We start from the raw sequence: 19,158 nt of genomic DNA on the forward strand, positions 1-19,158 counted from the left end.
GTACTCTTAATAGTTTGCAATAGCCTAAACGATATTTCGGGATAGCCTAAACGTTGCGGCCAATCTGGCTCAGCTCAAACGGCGTTGCCTGGTACACATAATAGTTCAGCCAGTTGCTGAACAATAAAAAGGCATGGCTTTGCCACAGTTTTTGCGGCCCCTGCAACGGGTCGTTATTGCGAAAATAGTTTTCCGGCAGCTTAGGCGCCGCGCCAGCGGCCAGATCGCGCTGATATTCTTCATCCAGCGTGGTTAAATCGTATTCCGGGTGGCCGGTCACAAACACCCGGCTGCCACTGCTGTTCTGCAGTAAATAAGCACCGGTCACATCGGCTTCGGCCAGAATATGTAAATCGTCATGCTGCTGGTACTTTTGCTTCGGCACCTGAGCATAGCGTGAGTGCGGTACTAAAAACTGATCATCAAAGCCGCGCACCAGCGGGCACAGTGGCTGGGTAACCTGTTGCCAGTAAACACCGGATAATTTTTCGCCGCGGATTTCCCGCTGCAGCCCATAGTGCTGATACAGCGCAGCATGGGCGGCCCAGCATAAATACAAGGTCGAGGTAACATTGTTATCGGCCCAGCGCAGAATATCGCCAAACTGATTCCAGTAGGTAACATCTTCATAATCGACCAGCCCCAGCGGCGCGCCGGTAATAATTAAGCCATCGTACTTTTGCTGCTGCACTTCTGAGAAATAGCGGTAAAAGCAGTTTAAATGACTCGGCGGGGTATTTTTGCTGACATGATCATCAATCCGCAGTAAATCGACATCCACCTGCAATGGGCTATTGGCCAGTAAACGCAGCAGCTGCACTTCGGTCGCTATTTTATTGGGCATTAAATTTAAGATAGCGATTTTCAGCGGCCGGATATCCTGCGACTGCGCCCGGCTCTCGGTCATCACAAACACGTTTTCGGCCGACAGCGCTTCCACCGCCGGCAACTGATCGATCACTTTAATAGGCATAGCCACACCCGGTTAACTGACATAGTGGCTATGTTGCGTAAAACCACCGGCAATGTCAACTTCTATACGTTTAGATGGCTAAATAAACTGACGGGTTTTGCTGTATTATTAAAATACGAACGCCAATTGCGCGCCTATCGTTGTCCGGCTCAACCGGCGGTTTTCAGCGTAGTTAGTTATGTTTCCCGGTTTAATCAGGTCGTAATGCCACTTATATCTTAAGTTGTACCAATTGCCATACAGGTCAAGCCGGATATTGTCATGTAGTTTAAACTCCAATCCTGTTTTAAGCGTGGCATTACAACAAGACTGGTCTGTGTCATCAAACCACTGTTTAACACTGCCGTTCAGATCAATGCCAGCTTGAAAATAAGGGCTTATTTTCCAGTCCATACCAAGCCGTCCATACAAGAACAACGGTCTGATCCGGCCATCGGTATAATCAACCGGCTGCTGTGTTAATGTGATCCGCTGATAACTTAAACCAAGCTGCAGATAGAAATCATTTCTCTCCACTTTACGTAAACCAATAGCGAAACCGCTGGTTTCAGCTTTATCCCCTTGTTCTGTAAACACAGATAATACTTTCTGACTATCACTGAATACGGCCTGAGCGCTGGGTATAACTGTCATTCCGGCCAGCGCCACTGCTGCCGTAACTAATTTAAACATAGCTCACCTGCTATTTTTATTAACATAATTAACAAAGGACGCAGATATTACGGGAAAGGTTTAACTAAAGGAAGCAAAAGAGCCAGTGCAGCATTCCTGCAATCCACAAACTATGCATTTTTCTGGGCGTTATCGGCTGCGGTTGGTTCAGCATTTGGTTTGGGTTTATCTTTGCCATCCTGCAGCAGCATATTGATTTCAGAGCCTAGCAACAGCACTAAACCTGATATAAATAACCAGAGCATTAAACTGACCACAGCACCAATGCTGTCGTAGATTGCACTGTAATTAGCAAAATTCCCGGCGTACCAGGCAAACGCCAACGATGCCAGGATAAACAGCAAGACGCCGACCAGCCCGCCGGGCGTAATAAACCTGAATTTATGTTCTACATTAGGGCCATAGCAGTAAATAATGGCAAACCCCAGCAGCAGCACCACCACTATAGTTACCCAGCGAAACGCCGTAAACAGCAACACCAATACACTATCAAGACCAACATAATTGCCGAGCCAATCTTCAACAATGCCGCCCAGCACAATCAGGGTAAACGCACTGATAATAAGAATGCCAAACACCAGGCTAAGGGCTAAAGCAGTCAGCCTGGCCCGCAGGAAGCTACGGTTCTCGCCAGCGTTATAGGTAACATTCAACTGGCGCATTATTGCATACATACCGGTAGAGGTTGCCCAGACCGTAAACAGAATACTAAAAGACAGCAAGCCGCCACGCCGATCTTCAGTTACATCGTCCACCACCCCCGATACCAGGCTATAGGCTTCTTGCGGCAAAGCCCGGCTGAAGGTATCCATCATGGTTTGGCCAACATCACTGACTGGCAGGTAGGGAATAATGGTCATCATTAACGTCAGCGCCGGAAAAATCGCCAGCGTCAGATAAAAAGCCAGCGCCGCTGCCCCGTGAACCACATTGTCCTGCTGCAGATTGTCGTTTAACTCCACTATAAATTGCTTTGCCCGCTTCAGTTTAGCCCCTGGCATCGTAACTGGCCCCCACCATTGCTGAATTATCCAGACGCCTGCGTTCCGCGCCGGGCGTCTGTCGTTCCTTAACTATAGTCAGCACTCAGCGGATGTAAAAATACCGGATACAATGCTGTTCCTCACTCGCAGGCTCTTTCAAAAGAGGTTCTATCCTTTACTACACTTAGCTGTACCCATAAGTTATTGTAAATAAGCCAAAACCGATGTAACTTCATAAACATTGAATTTACAAAGCCAGAGAAGTCTGTGTTTAAATACGAAACTGCCCTTAGGGGTCAGCACCTCGATGGAGAGTCATTATGCTTAGCTGCTTGGCATGTATTTGACGTTAGATTGGCATACAAATGTCGTATTAAAATGAGGAGGTTGTGCCTTAAAGTCAAAGCTGACAATTCGAAAGGTGCTTAAAAATGGAAATGAAAATTAACTCTGAAATCATTGTAAATAAGAGAAAAGACAAAGCGTGGAGCCAGCAGCATCTAGCTGATGTCTGTGATGTAAGCTTAAGAACTATTCAACGAGCAGAAAATGATGGCAATGCTTCCTATGAGACACAAAAAGCCCTTTGCTCTGCCTTTGAAATAGATGTAAAAGACATTGCTTTTAGAGAAAAAAGAGACGACGGTAAAAATCGTCCTACAAAGAAGCCTCTCTTTATTCTGAGCTTTATATTTATACTGTTTGGTAGTGCTCTGGTAACTACAGTCTCAATCGCGTCTACAGGTGTTACAGTTCAAGCAGAATCTGTAGTGGTATCGCGGGATCAAAACACCGTAACTTATTCTGGTGATGTTACTGTGTTCATTCCTGAAGAAGAGCCTTTCGAAATGTCCCTTTTAAAAAGTGATAACGTTACGGATGGGCCTAATCAATTCAATTTGAGAATCGTCAATAATAAAATGGTGTTACTGGTCGCAGACCCCAAAATAACAAAGGTAGACAAGAAAATTAAGATTACCACTTCAAAGTTACAAACAACTCGTCTTTAAAATTTTGGAGCTACCGCAAGCCCTCAGGCTCAGGTATTGTCTTTTAACTTCGGGGCGGGTGGCAAAAAGAAAAACCTGACCATGAGGTACTAAGTGGGGCATTAAAAGGGAGCCTTAGCTCCCTGATTGGATTAGGTTATATTTAAGACCTTCTGAATCGGAACATAGCAATAAGCAGTAGGCACATTAAGCTAAGAGTTGTAGGCTCGGATACTTGTATAGTTTCAAATTGAATAAAATCGAACTCAAGTGTTTCAACTGAATCAACACTAAAAGAAAGTGATGAAATGTTTACGTCTGAGATACCGAAGAACCCAGCCGTTACAGAATTATTGCTTGGAAATATATTAGTAAAGCTATTTCCTTCGCTATCTGAATAATCAAGCGAACTCCGCGAACTTTCTAATGACGACCAATCTATTCCAAACGCTGAAATATTTTCCAAAAAACTAAATGTCAAAACAGCCGAAGAGGAAAAACCAAGTGCATTATTGCCCTCAGTTCGAGTTGACGGGTTTGCACCAGAAAATTGCATTAGGGAAGGTCCACCTGAAATACTGACGATGAAACTACCAAAATCGATACTATTCGAGACAGTAAAAGCCCCTTCAAAACCTTCAGTTATTAGTGAATTCAGACCGGAGGCCCAGATGGCTCTTTCTGCTTGCAATGTCGGAACCCCTCCAGGCATATCAACTTCAACAGTGTTGATCAGAGTTGCATGAGCAGCATAATTAACACTACAAAGTAGCGCTCCAATGACTAAGTATTTAAATTTCATTGCACGATTCCTTTTGCAAACTTGATTGATATTAAATTTTATATTGACTATTTTTGATAGTGAAGCAATGCTTAAAGCAAGGATTATGCCACGCATTTTTTTCATAAATTTCAGCGGCGTATGGAAAAGTTAAACTCCGGAAAATTTAAAGTGTAAAAAAACCTGATACCAAAAAGTAGGTTTATGCTTAAAAAAACAGTTAATAAAGAGCCAGCACCTCGCTTCCTTGAGGTTGCTTACCCCCATTGAAGAAAAAATTGCCCTCAGGGTCATGACCCTCAGGTACAGTTGCCTTACGGCAGGGGCTCAGACGCTCCCCGGCTCTTTCAAAAGCGGTTCTATTCTTTACTGACCTTAGCTGTACCCACAAGTTATTGTAAGTAAGCCAAAACCGATGTAACTTCATAAACATCGAATTTACAAAGGTGGAAAACTCCGTTTTTACATACTGATCTTTCCGCCCAAGAAATGTTATGAGTTTAAAGCATGAGCAATGATCTTGAGTTTCACAATAGCTGGCTCGGCGGAGAGAAACTTGAAGCCGTAAAGTTTCTCCACAACGATTACGTTCATGTAATTTCGGCGAAATATTTTGGAGAGCAGGGAACGGTCGTATCAATTGTAAAGATTGAACCAAACCCTTCATACATCGTGGAAACCGAATCCGGAAAAGACATTGAGGTCAAGGAAAGTGAAATTGCAAACGTCAACAATTAACCCAGTGCATCAATTCGCTAGAGCCCTCAGGGTCGCGCGCATACGAACGGCGTTATGCAGTTTGATGCATTGTCAGTGGTATCAGGAATAACTACAGTGACACAAGGAAAGTAAATGTCAGTTTTTCTTAAGTTTCGACTGCTCATTTTAGCTTGCTTAAGTTTTATTCTTTCGGGCTGTGTTACTTTGCCTGGGCACAGGCAAACTATTGATGAAGATAATTTTTTCTTGCATATCAGCGCCCCCAATCTTGCGATAAAAAACGAGATTCGTTTTAACGCTGAAAAAACAGAACTCTTGTTTCTACCTGAAAATGCTCAGATTGAGTTAGTTGTTGCAGATACCATCGGAAAGCATCAGCTCATGATGGAAAAATACCAGGAATCTGTTGTTTATAACTACAGGTTAAATGGTCGTAAAATGACGTTTGGAAATAAAGAGAAAGAGTGGTTTGCATCGCAAATACCTATAATCATTGATAAAGCTGGTCTTAAATATGGTCCGGGCTAGGAGAAACACCCTCAGGGTGGGTGGCAAAAAGCAAGACTTGACCCTGAGATATGTTGTGACCCTGAGATATGTTGGATAACTCATGTAGTAAGTGGTATAGATGTTGAAAGCATCCTACAACAATCGCAGCTTATCGGACTGTCACTATATTAGAAAATTTACAAAATTTTTGAAGAGTGCTATTCACCTTAGAAACTCGCTCATCCAACGTACCGCTAACTAAAAAATATGGTACTTTTCTTTCTGCAAGGTCTCCCACAATCTGCTCTTGAAACCATTTCCTTTTTTGATCTCCACTTCGATCCCATGTATCAGCATACGGTATATCAATATCGCACAAGACGAAAAGGTCGTATCGTTTCTCAGCATCCTTCGCAAGTTGAGTTAGAACGGGTCCCGCGCAGCCATGATAGTCTTTGGCAAACATAAATGTGGTAATTGGGTTCGTGTCGCAGAATAAGTACTTCCGCGATTGCAGGGTAAGCGTCTCCTCGCGCTTATTGTGCTCGGGTCCTATCTGTTCAAACTGCTGCAGAGAGATCCTTCTATTAACCTGATGCTCTCTCCAGTATTCTGCACCATACTCCGGCATCCAAACTGTGTTGTGCCATTCGGCCAAGGTTCTGGCGAGAGTCGTCTTTCCAGTTGAAGGTGCACCCAGAAAGCATATTTTTATGATGAGATCTTTATAGACCAACGGGTCAAGGTATTCCCGTCCGGCGAAATAGTTTTCACGGAGTTTTGTCCCGCTAATTGGCTCTTTGACACGAGCCTCATCAACCCGCCTATCAACCGCACCAAGTGCCTTGCTGACATGATCACCATAAAATTCGCTGGAGTAGAAATGAGTTATTCGAAGGCCATCCAGTTTATGCAGGATGTAGGATTCCTGTTCGCTTCGTATTTCAGGGGTGTCACCATATCCAGATGGGCCATCCCAAGCTTCAATAATTTTGACCGAAGGATACAGTTTTTGTATCCATCCAGCACGAATTTGTAGCGGTATTTCAGTGACATCAGTGGCGTAAACCATCACGATAAGTTCATCCATTTCCGCTAATGCCGTCTCTATCAACATCTGATGACCGCGGTGAAAAGGAGCAAATTTGCCTAGTGTCAGCCCACGTCGCATGCTGCCCGCTCCGTCTTCGCTGCAATAGTGGTGATTGCGCTTTTATTTGCTCCAATATGCCACCGCCAATATCCGAAAATTGCGTTTAACAAGAACAAGGACCACATCAACACCATTAAGTCGCCAGATTCACTATGGTCAAGTGCACGCAAAGCCCACATAACGATGCTGACAATATTGATGCCGATGTAAAGAAGCCATTGCTCCTTATACCGCCACATCATAAGGAAAGTAGCCACAACAGATAACACATTCGTAAAAGCGTCAATAAATGGCGTATTCTGTTTAGCGTTGAGGCCTAATAATAATCCAAGACCGAGTATGCAAATGACACATAAGATTGCAATAACAAATCGCATTAACCAATTAAGTTTTCTCATGGTCACCGTCTTGTTTTCCAAAGAGTGGCGCCGCCACATTACATAGCCAATAACGCCTGTCGGCACAAAGAAAAAAAGGTTCAGGTACACTTCTCCGTAAAGACCGTTATTGTAGGACAGTACCGAGTATGACGCACTCGCATAAAGGCCAATTAAGTACCCTTCACGACGACCAATCGCAATAAGCGCTACACACAAAATGCCGGAAAGGAAAACTGTCATATCAAAAATGGTTGTCGCCAGAATCGCGCTTAAAGCGCTTCCGATAAGGACCATCAATGTTAGCCATATGCCATCAATCTTATTGATCTGAGATACTCCTACTATCATATGTTGTCCTTCAAGTGAACGTTGCTGGCCATAATACTCATTTATGGCGGATAACCTGCCACTCGCTATGTTCATTTATATCGAGGATAAAAATAACTACATTAAAGCTTAATTAGCGAAACTGGCTAAATGCTCAAATTTCTCTCGAAATTAACAATATTGGCATCTGGCTTCAGGGAATATAACTGCGCAAGACGCCCCCCTGAAGAAATTTTTTCATTGCTTATTTCAAACATTTCAGAGGCTTCAATTCGACGCATCAGGCTTTTACGCTGTACTCGCTTTTCAATAATAGTTTCAATAACTACCATCAGTTGTCCGATTGTAAACTTCTGTGGCAGGCAAAACACGGGAAGCATCGAGTATAGAGTTTTTTGCTTCAGTCGTTGCCGCGCAAGTTCAATTATTTGCCTATGATCGAATGCAGTTGTTAACTCTTTAAGTTCGCTTATTGGCATCCAGCATGCCATTTCAACACTATCGATATGTGAAGCAACCGATTGATGAGCTACTAAGGCGAAATAAGCCAGCGTGACGCTAAACCCACGAGGATCTCTATCTGGCCCGGAAATAACCTGCAACTGCTCTAAATAGTTGGGTGTGAAACCGGTTTTGTCGGCCAATTTGCGTCGAGCAGTCATATCCGTATTTTGATCGAGGTCGATATCGATAAAACCGCCTGGCAAACCCCAAGCCCCTTTAAAAGGCTGCTGAGCGCGCTTGACCATTAACACCTTCAGTGTGTCCTCATGAACTGTAAATAACACGCTATCGACAGTAAACAACGGTTTTTTGATTGTTTCTTGACTTACCATTTCATTCTCTACTTTATGTCTCTAGGACAATTCCTTTATAGCATAAAAATCACTTTAACTATGAACTTGATAAATCCAACTTGACATAGTGTCGCAAAGACATTATGTTTTAGTTGTGGTTGGGATACACATTGTAAATCACACATAGGCAATGGTTATCCAACTTGACTCACTCAGGCTCTGGTTACTTTTAGAAGGTCAAATTATGACAAGTTCAAGTTTAGCAATTAGCCGCTATTCCTTACCAAATGGGCAGCATGAAGATGGTTTGTTAAAGCTATTTCAATTTGGCAGCGGTGAAAACCACGTTCAGATTGCACCACCTGCGAACGAGCACGTTGAAATTCTATTTCGCTACCAGGGCGATCAATCAATAATACAATTATTGCTGTTGACTGATGCATTACGTCGTCATGGTGCCCAAAAAATTGACTTATTAGTCCCGTATTTTCCTGGTGCGCGTCAAGACCGAGTGTGTAACTCAGGTGAGGCGCTTTCTGTAAAAGTTTATGCCGATTTAATCAATCAGCAAGGGTACACCAAAGTATGCCTGTTTGATCCACATAGTGATGTCGTGGTGGCGTTACTCAACAATGTGCAAGTGATAAAAAACCATAGTTTTATCCAGGGTGTGATCAACGAAACAGGCTCTGATCTCGTGCTGGTTTCCCCGGATGCAGGTTCGAATAAAAAGATCTTTGATTTATCAAGCCAGCTAGGCGGCCTACCAGTGGTTCGAGCTGACAAAATACGTGATGTACGCAATGGCGACATCATTGGAACTGAAGTGTTCAGTGATGATTTAAGAGGTAAAACGGCGCTCATAGTTGATGATATTTGTGCTGGAGGCCGGACATTTATTGAGTTAGCAAAAAAACTCAAATTGAAAGGCTGCAAAAGAATCGTGTTGGCTGTTTCGCATTACGAAGGCAGCGCCGATGTCGCCAAATTAGCCGAAAGTGGTATTGATACGGTTTATACCACCAATAGCCTTAAAGACTGGGCTGCAAGTGAGTTTCTTAACATTAAAAACATCTGGCGCTTTATGCCAACGCAAGGAGAAGCAAAATGAAGTTGAATCCCGTAACCGCGATTGATGGCTACAAAGTCGATCACCGCCGTCAGTACCCAGATAATACGGAAGTCATCTTTAGTAATCTGACAGCTCGTAATACAAGGCGTGACTATACCGATCATATGGTATTTTTTGGACTCCAATATTTTGTTAAAAGCTTTTTGATCAAAAGTTGGACTGAAGACTTTTTTCAGCAGCCAAAGGAAGAAGTGATCCGTCGGTTCTCACGTCGGATTAATAACTATCTTGGCCCAAATAATGTTGGTACCGAGCATATTGCCGATCTGCATGACCTCGGTTACTTACCTATCAAAATCATGGCGTTGCCAGAAGGTTCGGTCTATTCACTGAAAGTGCCATGCCTGGTTATTTTTAATACCGACGAACGTTTTTTCTGGTTGACCAATTATCTTGAAACCATTCTGTCCACAAGTGTGTGGGGGATGTGCACGAGTGCAACAACAGCCAACGAATACAAAAAAATACTCACCGCTTATGCACTTCAAACTGATGGCAATACAGAATTTGTTAACTGGCAAGGTCACGATTTCAGTTTCAGGGGAATGTTCGGAGCTGAAGCAGCAGCAATGAGTGGTGCAGCGCATCTACTAAGTTTCACGGGAACAGATACCATTCCTGCGATTGATTTTCTGGAAGATTATTACAATGCGAACAGCGATTTAGAACTTGTCGGCGGCAGTGTTGCGGCAACTGAGCACTCAGTCATGTGCGCAGGAGGCATGGAGAATGAATTAGAAACATTCCGCCGCCTTATCCAGGATATTTATCCGTCTGGTATTGTGAGTATTGTGTCGGATTCATGGGACTTTTGGCAGGTCATGACTGACTTTACAGTAAAACTCAAAGCACAAATACTGGCACGGGACGGCAAAGTGGTCTTCCGTCCAGATACTGGTTGTCCAGTTAAAATGATTTGTGGTGACGAAGATGCTGAGAAAGACACACCAGAGCACAAAGGTGCGATTGAATGTTTGTGGGACGTATTCGGTGGCACTTTCAGCCAAACGGGTTATAAAGTTCTCGATCCACACGTTGGTTTGATTTATGGCGACTCCATCACCATTGAGCGTGCAAAAGCAATTTGCGAAGGCCTTAAAGCTAAAGGTTTTGCTACAACGAATGTCGTGTTTGGTATTGGTAGTTATACCTATCAGTACGTCACCCGCGACACAGATGGCTTTGCTGTCAAAGCTACGTTTGCCAAGATTGCCGGCGAAGATCGTGAGATTTTCAAAGCCCCAAAAACTGGAGATGGGACCAAAAATTCAGCAAAAGGTTTGGTTGCTGTGTTCAAAGATGAGCAAGGTGATTTTTACCTCAAAGACCAGGCCAGTTGGGGCGAAGTAAATAATTGCGAATTTATCGAAGTATTTGAAAATGGGAAATTACTTTGCGATGTAAGCCTTGCAGAAATCAGGGCTAGGTTAGCTGCAGCCCTATAATCTGAATAATGCCAACTGGTTACGTACGGCTGGCATATTTAAAACCTAGATTCATTAGTTCACAGGACTCAAAAAATGATTATTTACATAGATATGGATGATGTTCTGTGCGACTTTTCGGGCGCAAAAGCCTCTGCTATCGCAGAGCATCCCGGAATTGCGTTTCCTCAATCACAATATGGTTTTTACCTGAAATTATCACCTTTAAAAGGCGCAGTTGAGACGGTACTTGAACTGTATCGTTCTGATAAATATACGCCGTACATTTTAACAGCACCTTCGACTATGAATCCTTTTTCGTACACCGAGAAAAGAGTATGGATTGAGGATAAATTAGGCTTTTGTTTTATAGATCGTTTAATTATCTGCTCCCACAAAGGGCTACTCAAGGGAGACATATTAATTGACGACAATAACTCAGGCCGTGGCCAAGAATATTTCGATGGTAAGCTTATCCATTTTGGAACCAACCACTACCCGGATTGGGCCTCGGTTCGACGAGAATTAAAACTTGATGGTTAGTAAGCTAGCAAAAACAGCTCAGCCTATGACTTAGACAAACTGACCTAAATCTATGAGAAGAAATTTCTAAAAAGGCGAATGCCCGCAGTTAAGGTTAAGGCATGGCAGACGTTTTTTTGCAAGCCCTGCTCTGGATCACCGCAATAAAGTCTATGCCTTCTGCTACACCGAGGAAGTTACCTGCTAATTCCATGCACGTTACGGTTATCTATGCTAATCCCCTCATGCACAATTTCAATAGTTTCAATTGCCACCTCATTGCCATCGGACTTCAAATCAGTACCGGTGATTTTGCTGGGCCAGGCATTAGTTAGCGTCCATACCATTGTCGCTGCGCCGGTTTCATCCAGCAAACTGATGGTGACAGGCAACCGTTTAATGGTGTTCATCTTAATCTGGCTAAACCAGTCCCGGAACTTGTTGTCCGATTGCTTGTTATCCGATTTATAGACGCCTCTTTTCAGCGTAATATTGCCGGGCTTTTTCAGCCCCGGCATCCTGGTGGCAGAGAACACCGGGCCATTATCCTGAGAGGGGGCGCCAGCGCGATATTCGATTATTTGCGCCTCGACATCCAGGCCGGACACTTCCTGAAACAACATAACTGCTAAATCCCATTTCACCTCAAAACAGAACTTTGCTAAGGGCCAGGCCGATGTGGCCTGGCTTGAACCGTTATCAGCCATTATTAAGCCCCCTAAATAGCATGTTCATGGTTTATCAGGATTTCTGCATCTGCTGCTGAAAACTAATTTCAATAAACTCGGCCGGCCGGCTCAGCGTCACCAATACTGTTACCCGCAAAATGCCTGCGAGAATATCGTCTGATGTCATGGTTTCACCCAACCCCACGCTGACGCTGAAGGCGTCTTCCGGTGAAGCGCCGGCTAAACCGCCGCGCTGCCAGATCCCGGTGAGGAAATTACTAATCATGCTTTTAACGGTGACCCAGGTGCTGGCGGTATTGGTTTCAAATACATAGGCCTTAGTGGCCAGCCGAATGGATTGTTCCAGCATAATCATGGTGCGCCGCACATTGATGTAGCGCCAGTCCAGGCTGTTGCCATCCAGCGTGCGGGCGCCCCACACCAGGGTGCCCTCGCCAGCAAAGCTACGAATAGCGTTAACCGATTTCCCCTGGGGACTGACGTTTAAATCTTGCTGTTCATCATGGCTGATAGCTACCGCCGGTGACACTACCGCGCTTAAACTAACATTGGCTGGCGCTTTCCATACTCCCCTGGTGTTATCTACCATGGTATAAATGCCGGCCATTGCTGCGGCCGGTGGCAGTAAATTCAGCATGGACCGCATCTGGCTGAGCAACTGGCCATACAATGGGCTGGTGGCTTTTAAGCTATTATGCAGCAGCAGTTGCTTTGCCAGCCGCTCAGCACTTTGCAGTGTGCTCCAGTCGGCACTGATTTCAGCGATGGCGTTCAGTTGCTGCTGCAATTTCAGCCGGGTGGCTTTATCAGCAGCGGTAGCGGTGTCTGGCAATTCCGGCAGCTGATCATGTAGATTACATTCCTGCTGTAACAGTTGCTGCAGCAATTCAGCCGGTGCCAGATTCTGATAACTCAGCTCGTGCTCCTGCACTATGCTGGTATTCAGCCATGGATAATAAGCGCTAGCAAAATCAAGGTAGTTATTGCCGAGCTTATTGCGAAAGTTGTTGATGCAGTCACCTGTCGGATGCTGGCGTGGCTTATAACCCTGCCAGATATCTAAAATGGCGACCCGGTTGCGCATTTTGCCACAGTGGGTAAGCGCTGCCTGCTGCACCGAAGTGCAGTCGTCTTCGGTCAGCAATACCGCGTCGGGGATCAGCAACATCGTTGGCTCTTGCTCTTTAAGCAGCTGGTCGATACCGGCTATTAATTTTGCGCCTGTCACGTCATCGGCGTAACTGCCGACCGAGACAATATAGCAAAGACCGCCGCCGTTCTGGTAAAACAACATCATGGCGTAATACAGCAGGTTTTTGCCGCTATCGTGACTAAGCTGATAGCACTTTGCAGCAACCCTGAAGCTGTTGTCAACTGCTGGGGCCGCTTCGGTTATTCCAAATAGTGGTATCGGCGCATTACCAAAATAATTTTGAAACTCTGCCATTGAACTGATACGCATCGGCTGATTAGTCAGTGACTTAGTGCCATTCAGTGCTTTTTCGGTATAGCCGATAAACGCCGGCACTGCCGTTGCCACTTCCACCACCGAATTAGGAAAGGCATTTTTTTCTTCAATATAAACCCCGGGCGTCTTCATCGTTAAGCCTCATTAATGTCACGCCTGTTCCGGCCGTAAACATTGAGTAAGTTAAGCAGCTCTGTAACAATAGCTGTATTTGATATACGTAGTACTTATTTCCATGCAGATCATCCGATTTACCGCTTTAATCTCAAGAATAAGGGGTCGGAGCTAATAATCACTGTTGATTATTAATGCACTGAAATACATAGGATTAATTTTCTATGTCGTAAAATGTCCGCGGCCTCTTTTTTACAAAATAACGGGCTATAGGGGAAGCAGTTTATGTGTGGTAGACTGAATGTTATCGACGATCCAGGCGTGATAGAACTGTGCGAAGGTTTGCAAATAAGTTTATTTGCGGATCAGCCCATTTTCAGTCGGTTTATCCGAGCCACTCAACCTGTCAGTATCGTTCGTCAGCAACAAGGTGTGCGCCGGATGGATACTGCAACCTGGTGGTTACTACTCGATAAAACGGATACCGGCTTTAAACCCTCTAAATACACCTCGTTTAATACCCGTTGCGACAAACTCAATGTGAAAAACTCAGCAGGTTATCTGGCATTCCGGCATAGCCGCTGCGTAATACCGGTCAAAGGATTTGGCGAGTCTGAATATGTAAATGGTAAACCCCTTCATTATCACGACATGGTTGCCAAACATGGTGGCTTACTGATGGGAGGTTTATGTCGTGAGTGGTTTAACTCAGAAACAGGTGAGAGCGCTTTATCCTGCTCGGTGATCACCTTACCGCCACACCCGAAGCTAAAAAACATTCACTCTAAATCGATGCCAATGATTCTGCCACCACAATCAGACCTTGTTAATGCCTGGCTCAATGAGAACATCACCAGCCCAACGATGTTTGATGACTTGTTAAAACCCAGAATACCGGTGAATTTAATTGCACAGCAAATCGATAAACCAGGTATCCATCAATCAGTAGCACCAGAGTTTGAAATTTCTGCGGATAACTAACAAAAATGGATCAAGCCATTTGGAAGGGATCAGATACAGACACAAGAACGCCCGGCATATCACCGGGCGCTTCATTTTAACAGCCTAATTCTGTTTTTAGCCCGCCTACCTGGCCTTCAACTGCAGGCTCTTTGTAAGAAGGGAGAGACGGCATAATATTCAGTCCACTGCGGCTTTCCACCTCATTAATGGTTACCTCACGTGGACAGAAGCTTGCTGAGCGACTCAGGTTTTGCTCCATGATGTAAGCAGAAGCCTCAACCCAGCCGCCATTATCTGTAATCACTACTTTAAAATAACCGGACGGAATGGTGTGGCCCTCGTTAGCGCGGGGCAAAGTACCAAAATACCACTCATACAGCGGGCCAGTCACTACATAAACATCCTCTCCGGTACGGGCCAAATTGCGAACGGCTGTCTCCAGCTTTACCCAGGCACCTTGGTTCAGGCTCGCAGTTTGCGGAGTAATATTGGACAAATAATTTGTCATCGCCCAATAAGGGGTGTTACTAAATGCGGCCAATGGCACCTGATGACCGCGGTCTGTGCCCAGCACTGCAGCAGCATCAGTATAGTCTGACGGTTCCAACGTATATGCTGAATTAATATTCGGATCAGCTTTCCATGTTCGAGTGCGGCTTGGGCCATCAATTGTATTCTTGGTCACCTTGTACGCCACCCAATTGGCAAATTTTGTGCTGCTGTTGTTATGTAGCGTATAAATCGGCCTTTCAATAGTTTGACCTGATTTACCAGTTGGGCAGCTATAGGCACAATTAGCAGCGTTTGCTGCAGCGCCAAACAGCAGGAATGTCAGGGTAAGCGTTATATAGGCTATTGTCTTCATGGTGATGCTCTTGTTGTTGAATTAGCAGCATCGTGGCTTATGAAAGTTACAGAGATATGAATAAGATTGAGGTGTAAGCATCCGTTAAACTAGGTGCATTTCCGATTAGAGTTCTCCAGAGTAAACGTTGAGTAAATTAATCAGCTCTGCAACAATAGCTATATTCACTATACGCGGTGGGCTATTTTCATGCAGATCATCCGATTTACCGCTTTAATCTCCTTTTTTCTGCTGATCAGTGGTGTTTTATGCAGTAATGCCCTGGCGCAGTGGCACCGCCTGCCCTTCCAAACGATGGGCACCCAGGCTTATGTCGAGCTGTGGGCGGAGGATGATAATTTGGGTAAAGACTTGTTGATTGCCGTACAAACTGAGTTTGAGCGGATTAACCAGCTGATGAGCCCGTATATCGACAGCAGTGAACTGAGCTTGCTTAACCGGGATGCAGCCAGCCGGCCGGTTAGCGTGAGTAGCGAGCTTTACCAGTTGCTGCAGCAGGCAGAGCAGTTAGCCAGGCTCAGTGATGGTGCTTTTGATATCAGCTTTGCCTCGGTAGGCTTTAGTTATGATTACCGCCAGCATATTAAACCCAGTGCAGTTGAGCTGGATAAGCAACGGTCATTAATTAATTACCGGCATATTCAGTTACTGGCGGATAACCAGGTGAAATTTAGCCTGCCCGGGCTGAAAATTGATTTAGGCGGTATCGCCAAAGGTTATGCCGTTGAGCAAGCCATTAGCCTGCTGGCAAAAGCCGGTATTAAGCATGCGTTGGTGACCGCCGGTGGTGATACCCGTTTACTCGGCGATAAGCGCGGCCGGCCCTGGCTGGTGGCGATTAAACACCCGCGTAAAGAAGACGGTATTGTGGCGCAGCTGCCGTTAACCGACAGTGCCATCAGCACCTCTGGTGACTATGAGCGGTTTTTTATTGAAGATGGCGTGCGTTATCATCATATTCTCGACCCGAAAAGTGGCCAGAGCCCGTCCGGTTTAATGAGTGTAACGGTGCTCGGGCCTGACAGCACCCGCACTGACGCGATGTCGACCACCTTATTTGTGATGGGGCTTGAGCGGGGTATGGCGTTTATTGAACAACAGGCGGAATTTGAAGCCATTTTTATCAGCAGTGAGCATCAGCTGTATTTTTCTTCCGGTCTGGAGCAGTAGGTAACTTTGGAAAATTAGCAGTACCTTATTGGCACAAAGCACTTTATACTGCCGTTATTGCTTAAAATTCAAACAAACCGGCTAAGCTTAACCACGCTGGTTTGGTTGAAAATAATAATAACCGGACAGCCGATGCAAAGGACAGTATTAAAGTTTATTGTTGCTATCGTGGTGCTGCCATCCTTCTGGCTGTCTCAGGCAATAGCCTGTCAGCTGCGGCTGGGTGTCGAAACCCATTTCCCCCCTCATATTATTCAGACAGAACAAGGCTGGAGTGGCCTTAGTATAGAGCTGATGCAGCGCCTGGCCCGAGAAATAAAGTGTGACGTAGTGCTGGTTGAAAGCCCGTGGCTGCGAGCCATGCGCCAGATTGATCAGGGCGAACTGGATGTTATCAGCCACCTGACCTTCAGCCCGGAGCGCCAGCAGCGTTTTGCCTTTATTGGCCCGCATCATCTGGAGCAGATTTATCTGGTGGCCGATCCTGCTGTCATTCCGGCATTAACAACCATTGAACAATTGACCGAAGACGTTGATCTTACCGCTATAGCGATGCTGGAAGGGGCTTACTACGGCGAAGAGTTTGCCAGATTACAACGCCAGCCCGGTCTGAAACGACAGCTGGTTTATATTGCTAACAATCTCGATAAAATGGCGTTGTTAAACGCCGGCAGAGTTAATGCAGTACTGGAGGATATCTCGGTGCTGCGCTACTGGCAGAGTGAACACAGCAGCACATCGATGCGTTATCAACCGTTACTGGCCATTCATAAAGGCCCGGTTTATTTTGGTTTTAATAAAAAAACCCTGTCAGAAGAACAGCTTAAACAACTTAATACCGCCTGGCAGAAACTGCACAGCAATGGCGAGCTGGCGGCCATTGTAGCCCATTATCAGCAACGTGATAACGCGCTACAGGTACCGCCTCCCCAACCACAGTATTAAGCCTGCGCCCGCATTCAGACAATAGGCGCAAAGGCCGTCAGCCGGTCCTGACTGGCGGCATTACCCAGGCCATGAAACGGGGCCACTTCAGTTAACCGGCCCTGCTCACCATGTAATGCCAGATAATTCAGCATCACGGTCTGCACCAGTAAATTAACGTTATTGGCCGCCATTGATGAGCCGGTTTCTACCGAGGCGTCGGGGCGCATAAAGCCAATTTGCTGATGACGGGCCTGCTCAGTGGTCGTGCCGCCCAACAGGGACGGCCGGCCATTCGGGCTGTACACCAGAATAGCAGAGGCGGCGGTGGATGAGTTATCACCGGTCCACTCGCCTTTACCCCGGCCATTTTCACTGTCGTCAATCCGGCCGTTACTGGCCACTGAACCATCAGAGTATAAGTAAATCATTAACGGCTGGTTGCGTCTGGCCGCATACTCCAGGCAAGCGCCAATACAGCGGCCGGCCCGTAAATCGCGCAGCTCGCCGGTGCCGCGCTCGCCGGTATGATAGTCATAGCCGCCGATAGTGACCGTGCCGGCGCCGGCAAAGCCGTTAACCACCAGCTTCATTACCGAGGCGGTTTTACGAAACTCAGCATCGCCGTTAAATTCAGCAGTGCTGAAAATACCGCCGTCGCCGACAATATCCGGATCAGCCGCCGGGTCGAGCGTAGCCGGATTACCAAAACGATCGGCTAAATCGGCGCTTTTAACATAGCCACAGCGCACCAGATCTTTAATCACCGCATCGCGGCTGATCCCGGTGCTGACATTGCTCAGCTTGTTATCGCTTAAGCGCTGGATAGACTCCATTACCGCGACAGCATCATCCTGATTTAACAGGCCGAATAAATCACCTACGTCGACTAAACCTGTGACATCACTGGGCCGGTCAATTTTGGTTGGCCGCCATTCCGGGTTATAAAACTCGGCCGGGGCCATTGAATTGGCGCCGGAATCAGAGTTGCGTGAGCCAATCAGCGGCATTAACGAGCCATTCGCCCCTGCTTTGGCAATGGCATACATCGGGTTATGCGGGTTGTTGCCGGTGTCGTTCTCTGAACGTGATGGCATCACCGCGCCATTCGTCATGGCCTGGGTGGCCATGCTGGTGCGCTCCAGAATACCGGCCAGCATTTGCGAATCGCTATGAAACGCCAGGCCCAGCTGATCGTTAACAAAGCCGCCGGCCGGATTGGCGGCATTTACCGCGGTTGGTACCATATCGGCCGGTAACCCCAGCTTGCTGTAACCCTGGGTAGACAGAAAATCGAGCTGACCACCGGCGCCCCCGACCAGAATATTTGAACCGGCAATATTGGCACCACCGGCCAGGTCGAAACAAATAAACGGAATTTTACCGGCACCTTCGACATTAATGCCGCACTGGTTTTTCAGCAACTCCAGATCGGGCGACAAATCGGCAAACGCCTTGGTCGGGTTGGCAAATAAGCTGAAGACCGAGCCGGTGGTCAGGATACCTGCGCCCACGCTGAGACCACAGGCGATAAAATCGCGCCGGCTTACCGGCCGGCTGTGGCAGGCGTGTAACAGGGGCGCATCCGGGTGTAACGCTTTTTTTAATTTCATCAGTGAGCTC

20 protein-coding genes are annotated in these 19,158 nt (G+C 46.1%); 9 read left to right on the forward strand and 11 right to left on the reverse strand.

What is annotated here, in order from left to right; genetic code table 11:
• Positions 1–46: 46 nt before the first annotated feature.
• The 3 genes from R3187_RS11330 to R3187_RS11340 all read right to left on the reverse strand — a co-directional run bounded on the left by R3187_RS11330 (position 47) and on the right by R3187_RS11340 (position 2,607).
• Positions 47–973, reverse strand: coding sequence for a homoserine O-acetyltransferase/O-succinyltransferase family protein (locus tag R3187_RS11330; protein ID WP_318967154.1), 927 nt, complete (start codon positions 971–973; stop codon positions 47–49).
• 108 nt (positions 974–1,081) lie between these two features.
• Positions 1,082–1,645: a hypothetical protein gene (locus tag R3187_RS11335; protein WP_318967155.1), complete on the reverse strand. Its 564-nt coding sequence runs from the start codon at positions 1,643–1,645 to the stop codon at positions 1,082–1,084.
• 110 nt (positions 1,646–1,755) lie between these two features.
• Positions 1,756–2,607, reverse strand: coding sequence for a YihY/virulence factor BrkB family protein (locus tag R3187_RS11340; protein WP_318967156.1), 852 nt, complete (start codon positions 2,605–2,607; stop codon positions 1,756–1,758).
• Between the two features lie 452 nt (positions 2,608–3,059).
• Between R3187_RS11340 and R3187_RS11345 the strand changes: the two genes are divergently transcribed.
• Positions 3,060–3,638, forward strand: coding sequence for a helix-turn-helix transcriptional regulator (locus R3187_RS11345; RefSeq protein ID WP_318967157.1), 579 nt, complete (start codon positions 3,060–3,062; stop codon positions 3,636–3,638).
• A 142-nt stretch (positions 3,639–3,780) separates the two neighbouring features.
• Here R3187_RS11345 and R3187_RS11350 read toward each other — a convergent pair whose 3' ends face one another.
• Positions 3,781–4,524, reverse strand: coding sequence for a hypothetical protein (locus R3187_RS11350; protein WP_318967158.1), 744 nt, complete (start codon positions 4,522–4,524; stop codon positions 3,781–3,783).
• A gap of 381 nt (positions 4,525–4,905) precedes the next feature.
• Between R3187_RS11350 and R3187_RS11355 the strand changes: the two genes are divergently transcribed.
• Both R3187_RS11355 and R3187_RS11360 read left to right on the forward strand, forming a co-directional pair.
• Entirely contained in the window at positions 4,906–5,136 is a 231-nt protein-coding gene (locus tag R3187_RS11355) for a hypothetical protein (protein WP_318967159.1), read from the forward strand.
• A gap of 114 nt (positions 5,137–5,250) precedes the next feature.
• Positions 5,251–5,646, forward strand: coding sequence for a hypothetical protein (locus tag R3187_RS11360; protein ID WP_318967160.1), 396 nt, complete (start codon positions 5,251–5,253; stop codon positions 5,644–5,646).
• A 130-nt stretch (positions 5,647–5,776) separates the two neighbouring features.
• Here the strand turns inward: R3187_RS11360 and R3187_RS11365 are convergent, their stop codons facing one another.
• The 3 genes from R3187_RS11365 to R3187_RS11375 form a co-directional block, all read right to left on the reverse strand.
• On the reverse strand, positions 5,777–6,778 hold the full coding sequence (locus tag R3187_RS11365; RefSeq protein ID WP_318967161.1) for an AAA family ATPase: 1,002 nt from the start codon (positions 6,776–6,778) through the stop codon (positions 5,777–5,779).
• Entirely contained in the window at positions 6,763–7,488 is a 726-nt protein-coding gene (gene pnuC, locus R3187_RS11370; protein ID WP_318967162.1) for a nicotinamide riboside transporter PnuC, read from the reverse strand. The genes R3187_RS11365 and pnuC overlap by 16 nt, the downstream gene beginning before the upstream one ends.
• 125 nt (positions 7,489–7,613) lie before the next feature.
• Positions 7,614–8,303 (reverse strand): NUDIX domain-containing protein, encoded by a 690-nt coding sequence (locus tag R3187_RS11375; protein WP_318967163.1) that lies wholly within the window; start codon positions 8,301–8,303, stop codon positions 7,614–7,616.
• A 205-nt stretch (positions 8,304–8,508) separates the two neighbouring features.
• Here R3187_RS11375 and prs point away from each other — a divergent pair, with 205 nt between their 5' ends.
• The 3 genes from prs to R3187_RS11390 all read left to right on the forward strand — a co-directional run bounded on the left by prs (position 8,509) and on the right by R3187_RS11390 (position 11,363).
• Positions 8,509–9,375 (forward strand): ribose-phosphate diphosphokinase, encoded by an 867-nt coding sequence (gene prs, locus R3187_RS11380; RefSeq protein ID WP_318967164.1) that lies wholly within the window; start codon positions 8,509–8,511, stop codon positions 9,373–9,375.
• The gene (locus tag R3187_RS11385) at positions 9,372–10,841 is read left to right on the forward strand and encodes a nicotinate phosphoribosyltransferase (protein WP_318967165.1); all 1,470 of its coding nucleotides are present in this window, start codon (positions 9,372–9,374) and stop codon (positions 10,839–10,841) included. The genes prs and R3187_RS11385 overlap by 4 nt, the downstream gene beginning before the upstream one ends.
• A 75-nt stretch (positions 10,842–10,916) precedes the next feature.
• Positions 10,917–11,363 (forward strand): 5' nucleotidase, NT5C type, encoded by a 447-nt coding sequence (locus R3187_RS11390; protein WP_318967166.1) that lies wholly within the window; start codon positions 10,917–10,919, stop codon positions 11,361–11,363.
• Positions 11,364–11,539: 176 nt separating this feature from the next.
• Here R3187_RS11390 and R3187_RS11395 read toward each other — a convergent pair whose 3' ends face one another.
• Complete coding sequence (locus R3187_RS11395; RefSeq protein ID WP_318967167.1) at positions 11,540–12,049, reverse strand: phage tail protein; 510 nt, start codon at positions 12,047–12,049, stop codon at positions 11,540–11,542.
• Between the two features lie 34 nt (positions 12,050–12,083).
• Entirely contained in the window at positions 12,084–13,631 is a 1,548-nt protein-coding gene (locus R3187_RS11400; protein WP_318967168.1) for a phage tail sheath family protein, read from the reverse strand.
• A 267-nt stretch (positions 13,632–13,898) separates the two neighbouring features.
• Between R3187_RS11400 and R3187_RS11405 the strand changes: the two genes are divergently transcribed.
• Positions 13,899–14,594: an SOS response-associated peptidase family protein gene (locus R3187_RS11405; protein WP_318967169.1), complete on the forward strand. Its 696-nt coding sequence runs from the start codon at positions 13,899–13,901 to the stop codon at positions 14,592–14,594.
• 76 nt (positions 14,595–14,670) lie between these two features.
• On the opposite strand, the gene R3187_RS11410 is transcribed toward R3187_RS11405, so the two are convergent.
• Positions 14,671–15,441 carry a DNA/RNA non-specific endonuclease gene (locus R3187_RS11410; protein WP_318967170.1) on the reverse strand — a complete coding sequence of 257 codons (771 nt, stop codon included), beginning with the start codon at positions 15,439–15,441 and terminating at the stop codon, positions 14,671–14,673.
• 189 nt (positions 15,442–15,630) lie between these two features.
• On the opposite strand from R3187_RS11410, the gene R3187_RS11415 reads away from it, so the two are divergent.
• Together R3187_RS11415 and R3187_RS11420 are read left to right on the forward strand one after the other, a co-directional pair.
• Positions 15,631–16,611 carry an FAD:protein FMN transferase gene (locus R3187_RS11415; protein WP_318967171.1) on the forward strand — a complete coding sequence of 327 codons (981 nt, stop codon included), beginning with the start codon at positions 15,631–15,633 and terminating at the stop codon, positions 16,609–16,611.
• Positions 16,612–16,743: 132 nt separating this feature from the next.
• Positions 16,744–17,556, forward strand: a complete 813-nt coding sequence (locus R3187_RS11420) for a substrate-binding periplasmic protein (RefSeq protein ID WP_318967172.1) — start codon at positions 16,744–16,746, stop codon at positions 17,554–17,556.
• Between the two features lie 14 nt (positions 17,557–17,570).
• Here R3187_RS11420 and R3187_RS11425 read toward each other — a convergent pair whose 3' ends face one another.
• Entirely contained in the window at positions 17,571–19,148 is a 1,578-nt protein-coding gene (locus R3187_RS11425; protein ID WP_318967173.1) for a hypothetical protein, read from the reverse strand.
• Between the last annotated feature and the right edge of the window lie 10 nt (positions 19,149–19,158).

The sequence above is a fragment of the Arsukibacterium sp. genome (assembly GCF_033721375.1).
Classification (GTDB): domain Bacteria; phylum Pseudomonadota; class Gammaproteobacteria; order Enterobacterales; family Alteromonadaceae; genus Alishewanella.

Coding starts and splice junctions, on each gene's coding strand:
- R3187_RS11330 (WP_318967154.1), bottom strand. CDS start 973: ATGCCTATTAAAGTGATCGATCAGTTGCCGGCGGTGGAAGCGCTGTCG.
- R3187_RS11335 (WP_318967155.1), bottom strand. CDS start 1,645: ATGTTTAAATTAGTTACGGCAGCAGTGGCGCTGGCCGGAATGACAGTT.
- R3187_RS11345 (WP_318967157.1), top strand. CDS start 3,060: ATGGAAATGAAAATTAACTCTGAAATCATTGTAAATAAGAGAAAAGAC.
- R3187_RS11350 (WP_318967158.1), bottom strand. CDS start 4,524: ATGAAAAAAATGCGTGGCATAATCCTTGCTTTAAGCATTGCTTCACTA.
- R3187_RS11355 (WP_318967159.1), top strand. CDS start 4,906: ATGAGCAATGATCTTGAGTTTCACAATAGCTGGCTCGGCGGAGAGAAA.
- R3187_RS11360 (WP_318967160.1), top strand. CDS start 5,251: ATGTCAGTTTTTCTTAAGTTTCGACTGCTCATTTTAGCTTGCTTAAGT.
- R3187_RS11365 (WP_318967161.1), bottom strand. CDS start 6,778: ATGCGACGTGGGCTGACACTAGGCAAATTTGCTCCTTTTCACCGCGGT.
- pnuC (WP_318967162.1), bottom strand. CDS start 7,488: ATGATAGTAGGAGTATCTCAGATCAATAAGATTGATGGCATATGGCTA.
- R3187_RS11375 (WP_318967163.1), bottom strand. CDS start 8,303: ATGGTAAGTCAAGAAACAATCAAAAAACCGTTGTTTACTGTCGATAGC.
- prs (WP_318967164.1), top strand. CDS start 8,509: ATGACAAGTTCAAGTTTAGCAATTAGCCGCTATTCCTTACCAAATGGG.
- R3187_RS11385 (WP_318967165.1), top strand. CDS start 9,372: ATGAAGTTGAATCCCGTAACCGCGATTGATGGCTACAAAGTCGATCAC.
- R3187_RS11390 (WP_318967166.1), top strand. CDS start 10,917: ATGATTATTTACATAGATATGGATGATGTTCTGTGCGACTTTTCGGGC.
- R3187_RS11395 (WP_318967167.1), bottom strand. CDS start 12,049: ATGGCTGATAACGGTTCAAGCCAGGCCACATCGGCCTGGCCCTTAGCA.
- R3187_RS11400 (WP_318967168.1), bottom strand. CDS start 13,631: ATGAAGACGCCCGGGGTTTATATTGAAGAAAAAAATGCCTTTCCTAAT.
- R3187_RS11405 (WP_318967169.1), top strand. CDS start 13,899: ATGTGTGGTAGACTGAATGTTATCGACGATCCAGGCGTGATAGAACTG.
- R3187_RS11410 (WP_318967170.1), bottom strand. CDS start 15,441: ATGAAGACAATAGCCTATATAACGCTTACCCTGACATTCCTGCTGTTT.
- R3187_RS11415 (WP_318967171.1), top strand. CDS start 15,631: ATGCAGATCATCCGATTTACCGCTTTAATCTCCTTTTTTCTGCTGATC.
- R3187_RS11420 (WP_318967172.1), top strand. CDS start 16,744: ATGCAAAGGACAGTATTAAAGTTTATTGTTGCTATCGTGGTGCTGCCA.
- R3187_RS11425 (WP_318967173.1), bottom strand. CDS start 19,148: ATGAAATTAAAAAAAGCGTTACACCCGGATGCGCCCCTGTTACACGCC.